The organism is Roseofilum sp. SBFL (genome assembly GCF_017746885.1).
In the GTDB taxonomy this organism is placed as follows: Bacteria; Cyanobacteriota; Cyanobacteriia; order Cyanobacteriales; family Desertifilaceae; genus Roseofilum.
Genome location: NZ_JAGHZH010000197.1, coordinates 26,249 through 44,032, shown reverse-complemented (window position 1 = coordinate 44,032; position 17,784 = coordinate 26,249). Strand labels below are relative to the sequence as shown.

Sequence of the window (17,784 nt, the reverse complement as noted above, 5' to 3'; positions counted from 1 at the left end):
ATCGTAGGTTGGGCAGGACACGTAGAAGCCATATCGTTCAATTTCAACAACAATATCCTGCCTACCATACCCTGCTATTAGGAGTCTTCGCGCAGTTTATCAAGTACGCTGCGGTCTTCTAGGGTGGAGGTATCACCAGCAATTTCTTGGCCTCCAGCGAGCGATCGCAGTAAACGACGCATAATTTTACCCGATCGCGTTTTCGGCAAAGCATCGGTAAAGCGAATTTCTCCAGGACGAGCCAGGGCCCCAATTTCACCCACCACATGCTGCTTTAACTCTTTCTCCAGGTCTTCTGACGCACTATATGTACCTTCTAGGGTAACAAAAGACACGATCTCTTCCCCTTTGAGGTCATCCGGTTTCCCTACCACAGCCGCTTCAGCGACAGAAGGATGGGAAACCAGAGCCGATTCAATTTCCATGGTTCCCAAACGGTGTCCGGATACATTAACCACATCATCAACCCGGCCCATCACCCAGAAATAGCCTTCCTCATCCTTACGCGCTCCATCGCCGGCAAAATAGAGATATTGGCCATCTTTGGGAGGAATATGTTCCCAATAGGTGCGTCGGAAGCGATCCGGATCGCCGTAAACGGTTCGCATCATACTCGGCCAGGGATGGCGAATCACCAAGTAGCCTCCCTGATCGTCCTCAACTCGATTACCTTCTAGGTCTACGATATCGGCCAAAATGCCAGGGAAGGGGAACGCTGCCGAACCCGGTTTAGTTGGAATAGCTCCGGGCAAGGGAGTGAGCATAAATCCGCCAGTTTCCGTTTGCCACCAGGTATCGACAATGGGACAGTTTTCATGGCCGATAATGCGGTGATACCACATCCAAGCCTCTGGGTTAATGGGTTCGCCCACCGTTCCCAGAATTCGTAGGGAAGAGAGGTCGCGGGCGTTGGGATGATGTTCTCCCATTTTAATAAAGGCGCGAACGGCAGTTGGAGCAGTATAGAAGATGGTTACGCCATATTTTTCGACCACATCCCAAAAGCAACCGGGGTTAGATGCACGGGGGGCCCCTTCATACATGACCGTAGTGGCTCCATTGGAGAGGGGGCCATAGACAATATAGCTGTGGCCGGTAATCCAGCCCACATCAGCCGTACACCAATAAACATCGGTTTCTTGCAGGTCGAAGGCCCATTTGAGGGTCATGTGGGTGTAGAGGTTATAACCGCCCGTGGTATGGACAACACCTTTGGGTTTGCCCGTGGTTCCGGAGGTATAGAGGATGAAGAGCATGTCTTCGCTGTCCATGGGTTCGGCTGGACAGTTAGCGGAGACTCCGGCTTGCAGGTCGTGCCACCAGTGGTCGCGGCCGGGTTCCATATGCACTTGTTGGTTGGTGCGCTGGACAACAAGGACGTTATCGACGGAAGGAACGGCATTATCGGAGATCGCCTTATCGACCTGTGGTTTCAAGGAAACAATCTTATCTTTACGCCATCCTCCATCGGCAGTAATGACCAGTTTAGCTTCAGCATCTAGCAGTCGGTCTTTGAGGGCTTCGGCACTGAATCCACCAAAGATGACGGTATGGGGTGCGCCAATGCGGGCACAGGCTAAAAGGGCGATCGCCGCTTCCGGAATCATGGGCATGTAGATCCCCACGCGATCTCCTTTTTGCACCCCTAACTGTTTCAAGACATTGGCCATTTGGCAAACTTCTCGATGCAGTTGGGCGTAGGTCAGGGTGCGCGAATCTCCCGGTTCTCCTTCCCAGATGAGGGCAGCTTTATTTTTGCGCCAGGTTTTCAAGTGGCGATCGAGGCAGTTATAAGAAATATTAATCTTTCCACCCACAAACCACTTGGCAAAGGGGGGTTCCCAGTCTAAAACTCGATCCCACTTTTCAAACCAATCTAATTCCTGTTCTGCCAGTTCTGCCCAGAAGCCTTGGGGGTCAGCTTTGGCTTTTTCGTAGAGCTGTTGGTACTCTTCCAGACTTTTGATCTGGGCATTTTGGGCAAATTCTGCTGAGGGGTGGAATTGACGTTTTTCTTTAAGGATCGATTCAATTGTTGGTTGTGACATGCTATAGAGACGATCTTAACTAAAGGTCTATCACTCTTTGTAATCCAGAATCAGCCCAATAGAGGTTGAGTTTCATTAAGCTTAAGATTTGTGCTATACCCTACCCAGGTCATCGGTTATTTCAGGTGAGTTTTAGGCCCATAAGAGAGGCTACCCCATCTGTCCTGCCTCCTTGTTTTGACTGGCAACGTTAGAGATTACACATTATTTTGACAACAAAGATGCCTTTAAATCAGGGATAATGGCATTCTGAAGAAATCTCTCTCACCAGGCCTTGATCTGAGGGTCTTGCCAAGTGTAGGAATTAGGAAAAACAAAATTTGTGAAGGATAAGGAAATACTGGTATCGAGTGCTTTCACTTGATGCCACCAGCCTACAGGAACAAAAATAACTTCTCCCGGTTGTAAGACTTCTTCAATCATTTGCACATTCTTAAAGAGGGGATATTTCTGATAATCGGGATTCTCGCAGTCCACCTTACTAAATACTCCGACATAATTGTAAATTAGAGGAGTTTGTTGGGGAGAAATTAAGCGCCAACGTTTACGACCATAGACTTGAGCCATCATTAAGTTGACGGGATCGTGGTGTAGGGGGGTAATGGTTCCACTGGGCCCAAACCAGAAGAACACGCGATTATGGGTTTCTTCTGGATTAAGCAGTTCAGGAAAAAAGATAATATCGTCGAGCAGTCCTTTTAATTCCTCGCGCTCTAAGTTTTGGTTATTGGCAACCATATAATAATCATTATTTTCGCCCCCATTCAAGACTCGATCGGTATAGTCTCCTAGCAAGATAGTTTTGCGATGTTTTTCACATTCAATTTCATATTCACTGTTACTGTTACGATTGGCTTGGATTTGCACCTCAACATGGCCATATTTTTCTTTTAAGTATTCCGGTGACCAAGTTTTCATCGCCGGCCAATCTTGGATGAAATCGGTTAAGATCACTGGGGTATTGGTGGCATAATAGCAGTCGAGAAATTCCTGTCTGGAAAGGCCCGATCGCCGCTCAATCCGATTCGCCTGAGACGAAAGTGCCGCGAGTTGCTGTTGAATGGCGAGGGTTGACTCTAATTTTCGCAGCAGTTGGGCCATATTGTTCCCAATTTGATAGGACGGTTCCGCCATGACTTGATTAATGGCAATGCGGGCGATCGCCGGATCGATTCCCTGTTGTTTCATCGCCTCAATCATGGACTGTTCGGGCTTATTATGCAGTTTATTTAAGGCGATCCACCGTTTCCAGTTCTCTGGGATTTGGGGTTGACTGGGCGGGAGCGGTTCTTGAGCTTGAGGCATCCACTCTAGGTTCACCTGTTGTTGATTATTCACCGTAATCCGCAAGGGCGGTAAGGTAATGGTCATCGGTTGAGGTTCTGTCATTATTTTTCTTAGGTTACAAACGACTATTAATCACCAAAATATCCAGTGATAGCATTACAAAGGAGCAAAGCTAAAAGCCTTCTCTCCATTCCCCTATCCCTCCACCCTCACCTTTCATCCAAGCTCGTGTTCCGAACTGTTGAACTGAAGCAGAGGCAATCTTAGCTGATTGAGCCAAGGCTTCTGCAAAGTCCAATTCTAGAGAATAATAACAAAATGCACCATGGAGAATATCACCAGCGCCTAATGTATCGACTGCCGAACCTTGAGGAACCGCAACATGGCTCTGTTTCCCTTGAGTATAGTAGGCGATCGCTCCTTCTCCGTGGGTAATGGCAATTTGAGGAATGCCTAAATCGATTAAATAAGCCATCACTTGTTCGTGGGTGTCACATCCAGGGGGATAGAAATTCGCTGAGGTAATAACCGTATCGGCTAACGCCAGAACCCCTTCAAATCCAGGTTTCCAACTGCCTCCATCGATAATAATGGGAATTTTCCGAGCCTTAGCTATCTGAGCTAATTCTTGACTCATCGCCATTTGATGACCATCGATTAACAGAACCTGCATATTGTCTAAAAGAGCGCTAAAATCTGGATTCCAGACTCCTTGTGCATGAGTTGCATTAATCGAAATCACGGCGCGATCGCCCCCTGGTTGAGTGACTAAAATCGAGGAAACGGGTGGAGGATCGATCCGTTGCGAGTCAAGATCGATGCAGTGAACCCCATAAACTTCTAAATCTGTCCGAATGAGACGACTGAGGGGATGATTCCCCACACTGGCGAGGAGTTGGGTTGAGCCACTATTTTTGTGTAAGCGCCGCAAATACTCGAAGGCGATCGCCGCATTCGTCGCTGGACCACCCGCCGCCACGGTATAATCCACAGCAACGAGTTTCTCATTCACCTGGGGAATTTGAGGTGTTAGATAGAGGAAGTCTAACGTTGCCAACCCCACAAATAGAGCCGATTTTTCCATATTTAGATCATATGTAGAATTTTAGGCGATCGCAAATCCAGTATGGGGGCGAATGTGTGGCGGGTGAAAACCTAAAACAATATCCGATTTCGGCACACCCGCTTCCAATAATTTCTCCGTAATGCTATCTTCAATCCCATCGCGATGAATCCAGATTTTACCATCAATAATCTGGGCATGGGTAATCATACCATGAACGCGATGTTTTCCATCCCAACCGATAATCACCAACATAAAGTGATGGTTCGTCCAATCAGCAATCACATGGCTCTTAATGTCACCATGGCTATAGGGAATTTGGGCATAGTAGTCTAGAAATTCTTGGATCAGTTGACCATATTCATTTACTCTATCCATTGGCTTATTTCCTGTGATGTTTCATCAAATATCAACACTTTAACTTGATTGGTGCGAATGGCAATTTGAGCTATTTTTTCATCAAAAAAATCAAAATAAACCAAATCAGAAACTGCTAAATACAACTTACGGTCTTGATGAAGAGGTGATTCTTGCATTAATCCTCTGTAAAGCACATATTGACCTAAAGCATTTTCTAAATCTTGTACAGGAGATGGACACACAAAACTTTTGACCTCTACAGCAATTCGTTGGTTATCTTTTTCGGCAGCTAACAGCTTCTCTGCACCCAGATCGACATAAACCGTTCGGCCTCCGACGGCTAAGGAGAGTGGATCGTTGGTAATTTTCCAGCCATCTTTAATTAAAGCTGTTTTGACTGTTTCATGATAGATATCTTTCGCCATTTCTGTTTTAATAATAGAAAGCGATCTTAACTCAAGATACTATTATCCCTTATTGCAACAGAACTTATGAATCTATTTTGGAAAGGACTGTTAATCGTCGCCATCCTTGTAGCCAGTATTATTTTACCTGCCCAGGCGATTTCGATACGGGAATTTCCCCATCAGATTTGGGATCGGAGCAGTGCGACCCCTCGGTTAATCAGTGCGGTGGATGACTCTAGCACCTTAGAAGACTTGGCACAACAAGCGTTTACCGCATCAAATCAGGGCGATTTTGCCGCAGCAGAAGCCTATTGGACGAAAATTTTAGAGATATATCCGGAAAGTGCAGCCGGTTGGAGCAATCGAGGAATTACCCGTGCGAGTCAGGGGAAATTTGAGCAGGCGATCGCCGATTATAATGAAGCGATCGAACTTGCACCTTCGGTTAGCGATCCCTATCTCAATCGAGGAGCCGCCTTAGAAGGATTAGGACGCTATGCAGAAGCCATTGAAGACTACGATCGTATCCTGGACATTAACCCTGATGATGCCCAAGCGTACAACAATCGCGGCAATGCCAAAATGGGCTTAAAAGACTGGCAAGGGGCGATCGCCGATTATCAAACCTGTAACGAACTTGCTCCTAACTTTGCCTTTGCCCTAGCCAGTCAAGCCCTCGCCACCTATGAAATCGGCGAAACTGAAAAAGCCATTAAAATGATGCGAAATCTGAACCGTAAACATCCCCAATTTGCCGACATGCGAGCCGCCTTAAGTGCTGCTTTATGGGTAGAAGGGAAACAAGGAGAAGCAGAAAGTAATTGGGTTGCCGCTGTGGGTTTAGATAGTCGCTATAAAGATATCGATTGGGTGACAAATATCCGCCGTTGGCCTCCAGCTATTACAGAAGGATTAGAAAGATTCCTAAACCTGTCTTGATTCAGGATAAGTAAGACAACTGGCTATTGAACAATCGCAAAATTTTTATGTTTCGAGGACGGGTTTTATTTTGTTCCATAGCCATTCTGGCATCGTATGGTGGGAGTCATAAACCTGAGAATATTTTTCCTCAATCTCTAGGAAATATTCTTTGACATGCTCTTCCCCTTTTTTTATCAACGGATTTAGGATTTTTCCCATTCTTGTTTCTGGAGATAGCAACCAAATTGCACAGCAGACTATTGGTGATAACATCAGCACTAATGGTGATATCTCATTTGAAAATATCACTCAAATTGGGCATCAAACTATTATTCAAGGAGAATTTTTCTTTGAAGAAGTTTCAGTTAACCAATCAAATTTTCATGGAATTAATATTCAAAATCAAACATGGCTTGTAGATTTAGTTAATAAGATTGAAAGGAAAAAAGTTGTTGTCCTTGAAGGAGATAGAAATGTTCGCAAGCCAGATATAACAAGATATATAGCCTATCGTATCCTGCAAAAATATATCAACAAGAAAATTTCTGTTAAGGAATCAATTCGAGACTTAAACATTGGACTGAATCTTCAGTATGAACTAAGGAGAGTGGAAGAACCAACAGTATTTATTCTTTCAGATATCTCTTTCAAAACTTTTGGCGCTTCTTTCGAGAAACTTAAAGAAAGTGCAGCAACCAGTGGTCATTACATAATTGCGACAACAAATGAATCAAAAGAAGCTTGGCGTTCCGAAAATCAAGATTGGTTTTGTAAAATTATAGGAGATGATATTGAGAATTGCGATCGCTTTATCGATAAATTATCAGATGAAAGGTTGATAAGTGAATGGTACTATAATGAGAAGGAATTGAGTTCTCACGAACAGCTATTAGCAATAGCATTAAGCTTATTTGATGAAACTTACGGAGATCAATTTTTTGCAGCTCTTGAACATCTTGTTGAGAATATTTGGAAACGACGAGACCCAAAATTACGTGCTCTAGATTACTGTGATTTAGATAAGCTTCTAGCATTTTTCTCATTTTCAGGAAGAAATGAACAAGAAGAGACCATTAAAGTCACTTCTTCGAGGCAACGACAATTATTATTAAAGGTGGCTTGGTCTAGTCACAGAAGACAAATCCTTAGTGCATTACCCATTCTAGTAGGTTTAGCGAAAAACTCAATTGAGGGCAATAGTTTAGAATTATATGGTTCTCCAGAAAGAAGAGCTAGAATTCGCCAAACTATTAGTGAATCAATTAGTAACATTGGTTTAATCTCTCAAGAGAGTAAAGTATTTGAAGAACAGTTACTTTCCTTAGCATCTGACAAACATATTGAAGTTCAGGCAGTTGCTGCTACTGCCTTAGCCGTATGGCGAAATAGTGACAAAAAAGAACTTATTCAGCTAGATAGTAATAGTAATGTCAATGGTAAGAATAAGACTTATTATAATCCAGACCAAAAATTATTCAACATTATTACTCGTTGGCAAGAACAAACACAGATCGTAAATCTGGTTGATTCTTTCTTAAGAAGTAAAAATTATAATCTGGGTGAGAAACCGGTCAATTATATACGTGCGACCATTGCATTAACGGTAGGGTTGGCATCAGAAAGTGATCCTTACGATCAAATGTCAGAAGAGTTATTGGACTTATTTAGAAAGCTAGTAATCGATAAAAGTAAACTGGTTCGAGATCGTGTTTTTTTTGATGCTTTACCTAGAATTGTCAGAAGGCATACTAGACAAATTCAAAGTGAACTAGAAAATTTCTTAATCGATGCTGATATTGAATTGATTGTAGCTATATCAAAAAGCTTATCAGAAGCTTATAAATTCAGGCCAGATGCAGTTTTAGATATCCTTGAATCATGGAAAGAAAAATCACAAGTTACTGAATCTTTAAAGATTATCAAAGGTCAAAAAACCATCAGGGAAGCTTTACGTTCAACAGTAGCATTAACTTACGGAGAACTCAATACTGAGAGCATAGAAAGGATTATTAATCACCTTCAAAGTATACTTTCTGACGAAAAGCATCCTTTTGTGCGATCTTTAGCAATTGTTGCAGTAGGAATGCAATCCCAAAAATATTTCGATGATTTCAAGATAATTGAGCCAAAGTTGAAAGGGTTAGTATCTGAAATAACTCAGAAAGAGCGCAATGAGATTGCAAATATACTAACTAACATTTACTTAAAACAGAGGGCAAGTTTGACCGGAGGAGATAGAGTTATTGAAATTCAAGGCAAACAATATTCAGTATGGCTTGATTCACAACGACCTTTAACTGCTGTCGAACAAGCCATGATTAGTTGGGCTAAAGATGATAGTAACATTTCAGCACAACAAGTTGCTACTCATGCTTCAGTAAATTTTGTGTACAAATTTGATAAAGAAGAGGCTGAAAAAATTGAACAATTGAGAGAGGAGATAGAATCTAAAACAATTGAGACCATTGAAGAATACCCTCTATTAGTTAAAGGTGCTGATCCTCCTGAAGGTTGGTATATGGGAAAGCTAATTCCTTGGTTAGTAGCTCGTAATTTTGAAGATTATAGAACAAGTATTCGCAATCTTCTACCAGAAAGTTTATTTCATTACAAAAGGAATAGAGAAAATATGAATTTTGTCCTTGAAAAATGGCAAAATACTTCAGATGAAGATATTGAGAATATTGCAGATAGGTTAAAGCCTGGTATTTTCTGGGCAGAAAATATGAAGTGGGTAATGGTTAGTGTTGCATTAATTGTAGTCAGCTTGGTTAACAGCAGCATAAATCAATTGGGAAAACTGCCTTCTAACAATGTACAAGAAATCACGCAACCTGGTTCAAACTCTTCTCGCTCAAGTTCTTCTTCCACATTACCTACGACTTCTCAATCACCTACTACTCCTCAACCTCAAGACACTAATGCAACCGTGACGGGAGATGCAAGATATGATAAGAATGTTCGATCTGGAGTTACTACTAGTTCACCAATACTATTTGAACTACCTGTTGGAAGTCGCGTTCGGATAATTGGAAGTAGGCGTAATGCAGATAATTATCTTTGGTATAAAATCTATAGTCCTCAGTATAGAAGAGAAGGATGGATTGCCGAGCATTTGATTGAACGTGACTAGTCGCAAAGTTTGAAGTTCATAAATTAGCTATATAAACTCTAACAATATTAAGTGATTCAATGATAAATTATGATGGCAAATGTTTATAAGTGGTTAACAATTTTTCTAGTAGTTATAGGCATTATGGTTAATATATATGCACTATCTAATTCAAGCTACGAGCAAGATACGAATAAATTATCTAATGAATCTACAACTCTTCCATCAACACAAGATATAGAGCCTTTAGAGCAACTAATAGATACCACTAATACTGATGATACTGGCATTAGTTATGATACCAATAAAGATACGGAAACAAAAGAATTCACTTACACTGAAAATGGAGAAAAGGAATTTAATGAATCAATCTCCGTAAGAAAACAATCTTCAGAATCAAAATTTGGGCATTTATCTTACACAGAAATTGAATCTGCTAATTTAATTGTTGTTGGCAGCTATGGACAGCATCAATATCAAAGATTTGAAAAACTAATGCCTGAAGCTGCATTAGCTTTGATGAAAATGATCTATACAGCCAGAGACGATGGAGTTTGGATTATAGCAGCATCAGGGTTTCGCAGTTACAAAATTCAGGAGGAATTATTTAATAGAAAAGTTCAAATCCAAGGCTCTGATAGAGAAGCAGCAAAATCAGTTGCACCACCTGGATATAGCGAACACCGCACAGGCTATGCAGTAGATTTAGTCGATGGGCATAGTCCAAATGCAGACATAAACAGCAACTTTGCTACAACGGCTGCTTTTCAATGGTTAGTGCAACACGCCCAGGATTTTGGATATGAGCTTTCCTTCCCAGAAAATAACCCTCAACAAGTAAAATATGAGCCTTGGCACTGGCGATTTATTGGTTCGCCAAAAGCACAAAAGCTTTTCAAGAATCACTCAGGTACTTAACTTTGGGTTAAGTACGGAAAACCTTTTCAGTTTCCATTACCAATTACTATCAGTAATATCAGTGGTATACTCCTAAATGAGTCTAGTAAAATTTACTATCTTAATAAAGCCTAACCCCAAACTCGGTGCAAATTCAAAATAAAACCGAGTAAGACTTCTTCACCGGATAATTCAGTTGGATTCGACAATTTTTCTACCTCTAAACCGGCTCGATAGACTTCCACTTTTCGATTTTGGGGATCGATTAACCAACCGAGTTTTGCGCCCTTGTCGATATACTCTTGCATTTTCTCTTGCAGGGACTTTAGAGTATCCGACTTTGAACGCAATTCCACCACAAAATCTGGGCAAATATGGGGGAATGTTCCCTTTTGCTCATCTGTCAGTGCATCCCAGCACTCTTGACTTATCCAACACGCATCAGGAGAACGGATTGCACCATTGGGTAAAATGAATCCGGTAGAAGAGTCGAATGCTTTCCCTAAATTGCCATTGTCTTCGTACCAGCGATACAGTTGTCCAATAATGCTGAAATTACGTTCTCCGGTTTCCCAACCTGTGGGTGGATTCACAATTAATTCTCCTTTTGCGGTTCTTTCCAGTCGTAATTCTCGATTGCTGGCAGCTAGAGCTTCAAACTGTTCTTGAGTGACATAGAGCTTCAGGGTTTTGGGTAATGTCAGCAAGAGAGTTTCTGTTTCCGGTTTGGCGGGTGTCTGTACCATGTTCACCTCTGCGATCCTATAATTCATTTTAGGCGATCGCGTAGAGTAAGGAGGATACCTTCTCACTGGCGAGTATAAAGCAGACAAAATAGAAGACAGTACTATGAAAATCAAGAAATATTGGTGGGTTTTGATTCTGATTCAGCTAACTCTTCTAGTTGTCATTATTAACGGAAAATTTGCTGTTTCTAACGATCGCCCATCTCTTGTGTACAGAGAAGACTTTCGGGAGATTCCGGCTGCCATTCCCATAACTCAGGAACATATTAGCCATGAAGATTTAATGCTTAATTTATATGGTTCAGCGAAAGAAAGTCTAAAAAAAAGTCATCATGAGAATATAGTAAACGATCCTTATTACCTATGGTCGGGGAGATGCTCGAGCAACTGGGCAGCAACGTTTAGTCACAGGCAATTTCTGGTTGATTTGAGAGGAGTGGCTAAAATTAGATGGCGAACCAAACAGTCGGGTTTCAGAAGATTGCACATTCTCTTAAAACTTGAGGATGGTACTTGGTTAGTGAGCGATCGCACTCAAGGAGCCTCGGAAGACTGGAAAATCGGTGAGTTTAATCTTATGGATTTAGAATGGTATGCACTCTCAATGGAGACGATAACGGAAAGAGAGAAAGTCTCCTCTGTCGATCTTTCACGAGTCGATGAAATCGGAATTACAGATCTGATGAGAGGAGGCTCCAGTTCAGCATCCTCTAGACTAGACTGGATCGAAGTCTATGGAAAACCGGTAGAACGGTTCAATTCTTAGTCAATCGGCGATCGCTTCGATCCTTGACTACAATTGAACCAACAAAACCTTAAATTCCATAATGAGCCAAAATGATTACACGCCGAGAATTTGTCAAAACTGCTGCGGTTGCTAGCGCGACTGCTGTTGTCGTTCCCCATTTGAGTCTTGGGAGTTCACCCTCTTATGATGCAAAGCAACTGCCGACTAGAACGCTCGGAAAAACAGGAATAGAGGTTCCACCGATCATTATCGGTTGTGGTAGTCGATTTATGGCGATCCAAGACGAGGATAAAGCTCTTGAGTTACTCGAATATGCCCTCGATCGCGGATTATATTGTTGGGATACAGCCGCAAATTATGGAAACCACCAGATTTCGAGCGAGGAGCGTTTGGGCAAGTTGCTCAAACAGAGGAGGAAGGAAGTCTTCTTAGCCACTAAAGTCGCTCAACGGGATGGGGAAAGTGTCAAAAAGACGATTGAGAGAAGCTTGAAACGCCTTCAGACAGATTACATCGATCTCCTGCAAGTTCATTCTATCAGGTCTGTCGAAGATGTTGAAACTCTAGGACAAAAAGGTCAGGTTTTGGAAGTGCTGCATCAATATAAAGAAGAAGGGGCGATCGCACATATCGGCTTTAGTGGACATACTTCAGCCGAAGCGATGAAGAAAGCGGCTCAAATGTACGATTTTGATACCATGCTGATCGCGATGAATCATCAGCGTCCAGAACAGAAATTTGAGGAACAAGCCGTTCCAGCCGCAGGAAGTAAGGGAATGGGAGTACTGGCAATGAAAGTCATTCGCCCTAGAGAAACCATCGAAAATCTCAATCCTAGGGATCTGCTTAGTTATGCTTTGAGCTTAGACCATATTTCAGCAGCCGTCGTTGGAATCGATAGCTTGGCACTCTTGAAAGATAACATCGATTTCATGCAGAATTTTAGCCCCTTATCTGCCTCGAAAATGGAAGAAATGAGAGTTAAGCTAGCACCATTCTACAGAAATGAGCAATTAGCTTGGATGAAACCTGGGTATGAAGATGGAAGGAATGCCTGAATAAGTCAACCCAGTCAACCCATCAACTAGAACACTTTCTGTACTCGCCCATTCTGGGAGATTTGGGTAGAAACCCGGTTTCTGAATCGTTTGAAATTGTCCAGCAGATCGTCAAGTGGGGGTTTGGAGCTTTCAATTTGGTATCAGGTTTAGCTGTACTCAAATAGTCTAGTCAAATTGACTGCCTGAATAAAGGCTAATCCCAGACTCGGCGCAAATTCAAGACAAAACTGGGTAAAACTTCTTCACCCGATAATTCGCTGGGATTGGACAATTTTTCGACCTCTAAACCGACTCGATAAATTTCCACCGTTCGATTTTGAGGATCGATTAACCAACCTAATTTTGCCCCATTGTCCATATATTCTTGCATTTTCTCTTGCAAGGATTTCAGGGTGTCCGACTTTGAGCGCAATTCCACCACAAAATCCGGGCAAATATTGGCAAATGTTCCCTTTTGCTCATCCGTCAGCGCATCCCAACGCTCTTGACTAATCCAACATGCATCAGGAGAGAGATTCGCGCCATTGGGTAAAATGAATCCAGTAGAAGAGTCAAATGCCTTCCCTAAATTACCATTGTCTTCATACCAACGACCCAATTGTCCGATGATGCTGAAATTACGTTTTCCGGTTTCCCAACCTGTGGGTGGATTCACAATTAATTCTCCTTGTGAGGTTCTTTCCAGTCTTAAGTCTCGATTGCTGGCAGCTAGAGCTTCAAACTGTTCTTGCGTCACATAGAGCTTTAGGGTTGTGGGTAAGGTGAGCAAGAGTGTTTCGGTTTCGGGTTTTACTGGTGTCTGTACCATGTTGACCTCTCTTAATTATAGATGAGTGACATCATTTAATGTTGGCTTCAACTTCAGATAATGGTAATTCTAGTACTTCAGAAATTTGTTTTGCTCTTAATCCTAATTTCACTAACTTCGGAACAATATTGAGTTTAACTTTATGCTGTAATGTATCCTGTATTTTATCTTCCTCTACTTCCCCTCCATTGACAGGAGTAAGTTCTCGATCTTCTAGTTCTGAAGCATTAGAGCTAGTGCAGAGATTGATATTATTAAAACGAACATGATTTCCGATTATAGGAGATTGGTAATTAGCTAATCCCAGTCGCTCAACCGTCGCGCAAAAATTCCCTTTATTCAAATTTTCTCCCAAGAGTTGTGATAAAACACTCCAAAGCTCATACCCTTCATCCTTCACATGACCTGTCGTACAGCCATATTGTTCAGCAATATCGGTATACTTTTTCCCATTCAAAACCCCCTTAATAATTGCCAATTGTAGATCGTCAAGGTGTTTCCCAGTTTCAGAAAACAACAACTCATCGATTGACTTTACCACTGCGTCCCACTCCATTTGCACTCCCTAATCCTAGCCTTCCGCCATTATACGTCTCGATCCGCCTTTTTTATACATTCTTAAGAAAACTCCCGTCTCGATCCGTCTTTTTCCGGCTATGAGGTTGCAAAAATTGCCTCTATCATAGTATTGAAAGATTCACCTGATCCCTTGGCAATATCTGGAGTATCAACAATGTCAAATCCACCAACATCAGGCAAGTATAAACCCTCTACCTCCCAACGCTTAAAGCGAATTGCCCGAATTATTTTCACTATCCTGTTCTGGATTTTGATTGGTTCCGTATCGATTGTTCTGTCTCTTATGTTCGCAATCATGGGAATTTGCTTGTCAGCAATGGGAATAAAATTCTCAGCGCCTAAATTGCCCAAAATGCCTAAGATACCCAAGAGAAAGAAATCTGGAGATTTTGAAGCTTGGATGAATCAAAATGCAGATAAATCAGGGGCTGATTTTTTACAAGAAATGCCTGATTTCAAACCCAAGAACCCAAAAGAGGCTCAAATTTATGAAAAACTAAATAGCTCAAACTTGACTCTAGAAGAAATTATCGAGCGGATGTCTGAAGAAGAATACGAGCGATTTATCGAAATGCTTATGAGGGAACTAGGTATTACCTTTTTATAAGGTTGCCATGAGGTTTTATAAGGTATAACTTGAAAGACTGGGAGGATTTTTATGGGTTTTCATCAATGGTCATCAGAAGGTAAAATAAAGATAGATCCTGGCAGCCCTTTTCTAGAGCTATTAGGTTATCTAGGCTCTGGATGCGGTGCTGGAGTATATGCTTATAAATCCAAAATTTTACAAGTTAAGCAAGGCAGTAAGCCTGTATACAGGTTACTGATTAAAAAACTTGGGCAAGTAGATGATTATCCTCATCTACTCATCGATTTTAAGCCTCAAGACCCCTATCATCCAGTGGAAGCTTGGCATTATACAAAATCTAAGACGGATCGTATTGGTTCAGTAGACGAGTTGGGAATTCGCACTTTGATGACTGTCTTATCGAAGAAGCTTTTTAACTAAACATAATTGTACATTAACCCCACACGCGACTCAAATTCAACACAAAACCGGGTAAAATCTCTTCACCCGATAACTCCGTGGGATTCGATAATATTTCTACTTCTAAACCGACTCGATAAACTTCCACGGTTCGATTTTGGGGATCGATTAACCAACCCAATCTTGCCCCATTTTCCATATACTCTTGCATCTTCTCTTGTAGAGATTTCAGGGTATCCGACTTTGAGCGCAACTCGACGACAAAATCGGGACAAATATTGGGGAATGTTCCCTTTTGTTCATCCGTCAGCGCATCCCAACGCTCTTGACTTATCCAAGCAGCATCGGGAGAGAGATTCGCGCCATTGGGTAAGATGAATCCAGTAGAAGAATCAAATGCTTTTCCCAAATTGCCATTGTCTTCATACCAACGACCCAATTGTACAATAATGCTAAAGTTACGTTCTCCGGTTTCCCAACCTGTGGGTGGATTCACAATTAATTCTCCTTGTGCAGTTCTTTCTAGTCGTAAGTCTCGATTGCTGGCAGCTAGAGCTTCAAATTGTGCTTGCGTGACATAGAGCTTTAGGGTTTTGGGTAAGGTCAGCAAGAGCGTTTCGGTTTCGTGTTTTACTGGTGTCTGTACCATGTTGACCTCTCTGTATCCTACAGATTGGGGTTCTATAGAGCTATTTTAGGCGATCGCCCCTACAACCCAGGAAAAACATCACCGATGACCCATTACCAGCACAAAACGCTATAATAGTAGATTGGGCTAGTCCAGATTCTCAAGGCAGCGTTATTCACCCTCATTGAACAGCAGCAATGAAAAATCAGCAACAACGGTTTGATTACGTCAAAATTGGTATCGCTTCTCCTGACCGGATTCGGCAATGGGGAGAGCGAACCCTTCCCAATGGGTCAGTCGTTGGGGAAGTGACCAAACCGGAAACCATCAACTATCGTACTCTCAAACCCGAAATGGATGGCCTCTTCTGCGAGCGGATTTTTGGGCCAGCTAAAGATTGGGAATGCCATTGTGGAAAGTATAAACGAGTTCGTCATCGAGGCATTGTTTGCGAGCGTTGCGGCGTAGAAGTCACCGAATCGAGAGTCCGTCGCCATCGCATGGGTCATATTCAATTAGCCGCTCCAGTCGCCCATGTGTGGTACTTAAAAGGTATACCCAGCTATATGGCCATTCTGCTGGATATGCCCCTGCGGGATGTCGAACAAATTGTGTATTTTAATGCCTATGTGGTTCTAGATCCCGGAAATACCCCAGAGGTCGCTAAGACCAATGAAGAAATTCCATCCCTCAGTTATAAACAACTGCTCAATGAAGACCAATGGATGGATATTGAAGACCAATTGTATTCTGAAGATTCAGAATTAATTGGTGTAGAAGTGGGCATTGGCGCAGAGGCCATTGAGCGCTTATTGGCTGATTTGGAATTAGAAAGCGTAGCGGAACAACTGCGCGAAGATATCCTCAATTCTAAAGGGCAAAAACGGGCGAAGTTAATTAAACGTTTGCGGGTCATTGATAACTTTATCGCCACCGGTTCTAAGCCCGAATGGATGATTTTGAGTATGCTGCCGGTGATTCCGCCCGATCTGCGCCCCATGGTGCAGTTGGATGGGGGACGGTTTGCCACCAGCGATTTAAACGATTTGTATCGCCGGGTGATTAACCGCAATAACCGATTAGCTCGACTGCAAGAAATTTTAGCCCCAGAGATTATTGTCCGTAATGAAAAGCGGATGTTACAAGAAGCCGTGGATGCTCTGATTGATAATGGTCGGCGCGGTCGCACGGTAGTGGGAGCAAATAACCGACCCCTCAAATCTCTGTCAGATATTATTGAAGGAAAACAGGGCCGTTTCCGCCAAAACTTGTTAGGAAAACGGGTAGATTATTCCGGTCGTTCTGTGATTGTGGTGGGGCCGAAGTTGCAAATTTACCAATGCGGCTTACCCAAGGAAATGGCGATCGAATTGTTCCAACCGTTTGTCATTCATCGCTTAATTCGCCAAGGATTGGTGAATAATATTAAGGCGGCGAAAAAGCTGATTCAACGGAACGATCCGAGTGTTTGGGATGTTTTGGAAGAGGTGATTGAAGGTCACCCAGTATTGCTTAACCGCGCTCCAACGTTGCACCGGTTGGGGATTCAAGCCTTTGAACCAATGCTTGTGGAAGGGCGAGCCATTCAGTTGCATCCATTGGTTTGTCCAGCGTTTAACGCAGACTTTGATGGAGACCAAATGGCGGTGCATGTGCCCTTGTCCCTAGAGTCCCAAGCTGAGGCGCGGTTGTTGATGTTAGCGTCGAATAATGTGATGTCTCCAGCGACGGGACGGCCAATTATTACGCCGTCTCAGGATATGGTTTTGGGATGTTACTATTTAACAGCGGACAATCCTTGGGCACAGAAAGGGGGCGATCGCTTTTTTGCTTCTTTAGAAGATGCCATTCGTGCCTACGACCAAGCCCAAGTAGACCTACATGCCTATATCTGGGTTCGTTATGATGGTGAAGTGGAATCTCCAGAAAAGGATGATGAAATCGTTTCTGAAGAGAAGCTAGAAGACGGAACAGTGAACCGTATTTACAGCTATCGACGAGTACGAGAAACATCTGAAGGTGAACAGATTTGCCAGTATATTCGTACAACACCCGGTCGGATTATCTTTAATAAGACGATTCATGATTCTATCCTCACGGCTTAGTCCCTTAGTCGTTGGATATCTGGATG

Annotated in this window: 17 protein-coding genes; 8 read left to right on the top strand and 9 right to left on the bottom strand. The window is 42.6% G+C overall.

Annotation, left to right across the window (positions count from 1 at the left end; genetic code table 11):
• Nucleotides 1-77: 77 nt before the first annotated feature.
• From acs to J7545_RS23405, 5 genes are all read right to left on the bottom strand, one after another.
• Nucleotides 78-2,048, bottom strand: a complete 1,971-nt coding sequence (gene acs / locus J7545_RS23425; protein ID WP_318720197.1) for an acetate--CoA ligase — start codon at nucleotides 2,046-2,048, stop codon at nucleotides 78-80.
• A gap of 264 nt (nucleotides 2,049-2,312) precedes the next feature.
• Nucleotides 2,313-3,437, bottom strand: a complete 1,125-nt coding sequence (locus J7545_RS23420; protein ID WP_318720196.1) for a cupin-like domain-containing protein — start codon at nucleotides 3,435-3,437, stop codon at nucleotides 2,313-2,315.
• A 70-nt stretch (nucleotides 3,438-3,507) separates the two neighbouring features.
• The gene (locus tag J7545_RS23415) at nucleotides 3,508-4,419 is read right to left on the bottom strand and encodes a PfkB family carbohydrate kinase (RefSeq protein WP_318720195.1); all 912 of its coding nucleotides are present in this window, start codon (nucleotides 4,417-4,419) and stop codon (nucleotides 3,508-3,510) included.
• Between the two features lie 21 nt (nucleotides 4,420-4,440).
• Nucleotides 4,441-4,776 (bottom strand): XisI protein, encoded by a 336-nt coding sequence (locus J7545_RS23410; RefSeq protein ID WP_318699798.1) that lies wholly within the window; start codon nucleotides 4,774-4,776, stop codon nucleotides 4,441-4,443.
• Nucleotides 4,764-5,183 carry an element excision factor XisH family protein gene (locus J7545_RS23405; RefSeq protein WP_318699797.1) on the bottom strand — a complete coding sequence of 140 codons (420 nt, stop codon included), beginning with the start codon at nucleotides 5,181-5,183 and terminating at the stop codon, nucleotides 4,764-4,766. The genes J7545_RS23410 and J7545_RS23405 overlap by 13 nt, the downstream gene beginning before the upstream one ends.
• A gap of 66 nt (nucleotides 5,184-5,249) precedes the next feature.
• On the opposite strand from J7545_RS23405, the gene J7545_RS23400 reads away from it, so the two are divergent.
• The 3 genes from J7545_RS23400 (at nucleotide 5,250) to J7545_RS23390 (ending at nucleotide 10,116) form a co-directional block, all read left to right on the top strand.
• On the top strand, nucleotides 5,250-6,104 hold the full coding sequence (locus J7545_RS23400) for a tetratricopeptide repeat protein (protein WP_318699796.1): 855 nt from the start codon (nucleotides 5,250-5,252) through the stop codon (nucleotides 6,102-6,104).
• Between the two features lie 151 nt (nucleotides 6,105-6,255).
• On the top strand, nucleotides 6,256-9,219 hold the full coding sequence (locus tag J7545_RS23395) for an SH3 domain-containing protein (RefSeq protein ID WP_318699795.1): 2,964 nt from the start codon (nucleotides 6,256-6,258) through the stop codon (nucleotides 9,217-9,219).
• A 69-nt stretch (nucleotides 9,220-9,288) separates the two neighbouring features.
• Entirely contained in the window at nucleotides 9,289-10,116 is an 828-nt protein-coding gene (locus J7545_RS23390; RefSeq protein ID WP_318699794.1) for a M15 family metallopeptidase, read from the top strand.
• A 110-nt stretch (nucleotides 10,117-10,226) separates the two neighbouring features.
• Here J7545_RS23390 and J7545_RS23385 read toward each other — a convergent pair whose 3' ends face one another.
• Nucleotides 10,227-10,841 (bottom strand): Uma2 family endonuclease, encoded by a 615-nt coding sequence (locus J7545_RS23385; RefSeq protein WP_318699793.1) that lies wholly within the window; start codon nucleotides 10,839-10,841, stop codon nucleotides 10,227-10,229.
• Between the two features lie 103 nt (nucleotides 10,842-10,944).
• On the opposite strand from J7545_RS23385, the gene J7545_RS23380 reads away from it, so the two are divergent.
• Nucleotides 10,945-11,607, top strand: a complete 663-nt coding sequence (locus J7545_RS23380) for a hypothetical protein (protein WP_318699792.1) — start codon at nucleotides 10,945-10,947, stop codon at nucleotides 11,605-11,607.
• 71 nt (nucleotides 11,608-11,678) lie between these two features.
• The gene (locus tag J7545_RS23375; protein WP_318699791.1) at nucleotides 11,679-12,647 is read left to right on the top strand and encodes an aldo/keto reductase; all 969 of its coding nucleotides are present in this window, start codon (nucleotides 11,679-11,681) and stop codon (nucleotides 12,645-12,647) included.
• Nucleotides 12,648-12,843: 196 nt separating this feature from the next.
• On the opposite strand, the gene J7545_RS23370 is transcribed toward J7545_RS23375, so the two are convergent.
• Both J7545_RS23370 and J7545_RS23365 read right to left on the bottom strand, forming a co-directional pair.
• Nucleotides 12,844-13,458 (bottom strand): Uma2 family endonuclease, encoded by a 615-nt coding sequence (locus J7545_RS23370; protein ID WP_318699790.1) that lies wholly within the window; start codon nucleotides 13,456-13,458, stop codon nucleotides 12,844-12,846.
• Between the two features lie 31 nt (nucleotides 13,459-13,489).
• Nucleotides 13,490-14,014, bottom strand: a complete 525-nt coding sequence (locus tag J7545_RS23365; protein ID WP_413038733.1) for a hypothetical protein — start codon at nucleotides 14,012-14,014, stop codon at nucleotides 13,490-13,492.
• A gap of 177 nt (nucleotides 14,015-14,191) precedes the next feature.
• On the opposite strand from J7545_RS23365, the gene J7545_RS23360 reads away from it, so the two are divergent.
• Both J7545_RS23360 and J7545_RS23355 read left to right on the top strand, forming a co-directional pair.
• Entirely contained in the window at nucleotides 14,192-14,644 is a 453-nt protein-coding gene (locus J7545_RS23360; protein ID WP_318699788.1) for a hypothetical protein, read from the top strand.
• A 51-nt stretch (nucleotides 14,645-14,695) separates the two neighbouring features.
• Complete coding sequence (locus J7545_RS23355) at nucleotides 14,696-15,046, top strand: hypothetical protein (protein ID WP_318699787.1); 351 nt, start codon at nucleotides 14,696-14,698, stop codon at nucleotides 15,044-15,046.
• A 13-nt stretch (nucleotides 15,047-15,059) separates the two neighbouring features.
• On the opposite strand, the gene J7545_RS23350 is transcribed toward J7545_RS23355, so the two are convergent.
• Nucleotides 15,060-15,674, bottom strand: a complete 615-nt coding sequence (locus tag J7545_RS23350; RefSeq protein ID WP_318699786.1) for a Uma2 family endonuclease — start codon at nucleotides 15,672-15,674, stop codon at nucleotides 15,060-15,062.
• Nucleotides 15,675-15,850: 176 nt separating this feature from the next.
• Between J7545_RS23350 and J7545_RS23345 the strand changes: the two genes are divergently transcribed.
• A complete protein-coding gene (locus tag J7545_RS23345) occupies nucleotides 15,851-17,758 on the top strand; it encodes a DNA-directed RNA polymerase subunit gamma (protein ID WP_318699785.1) in 1,908 nt (635 codons plus the stop codon).
• Nucleotides 17,759-17,784 lie beyond the last annotated feature (26 nt).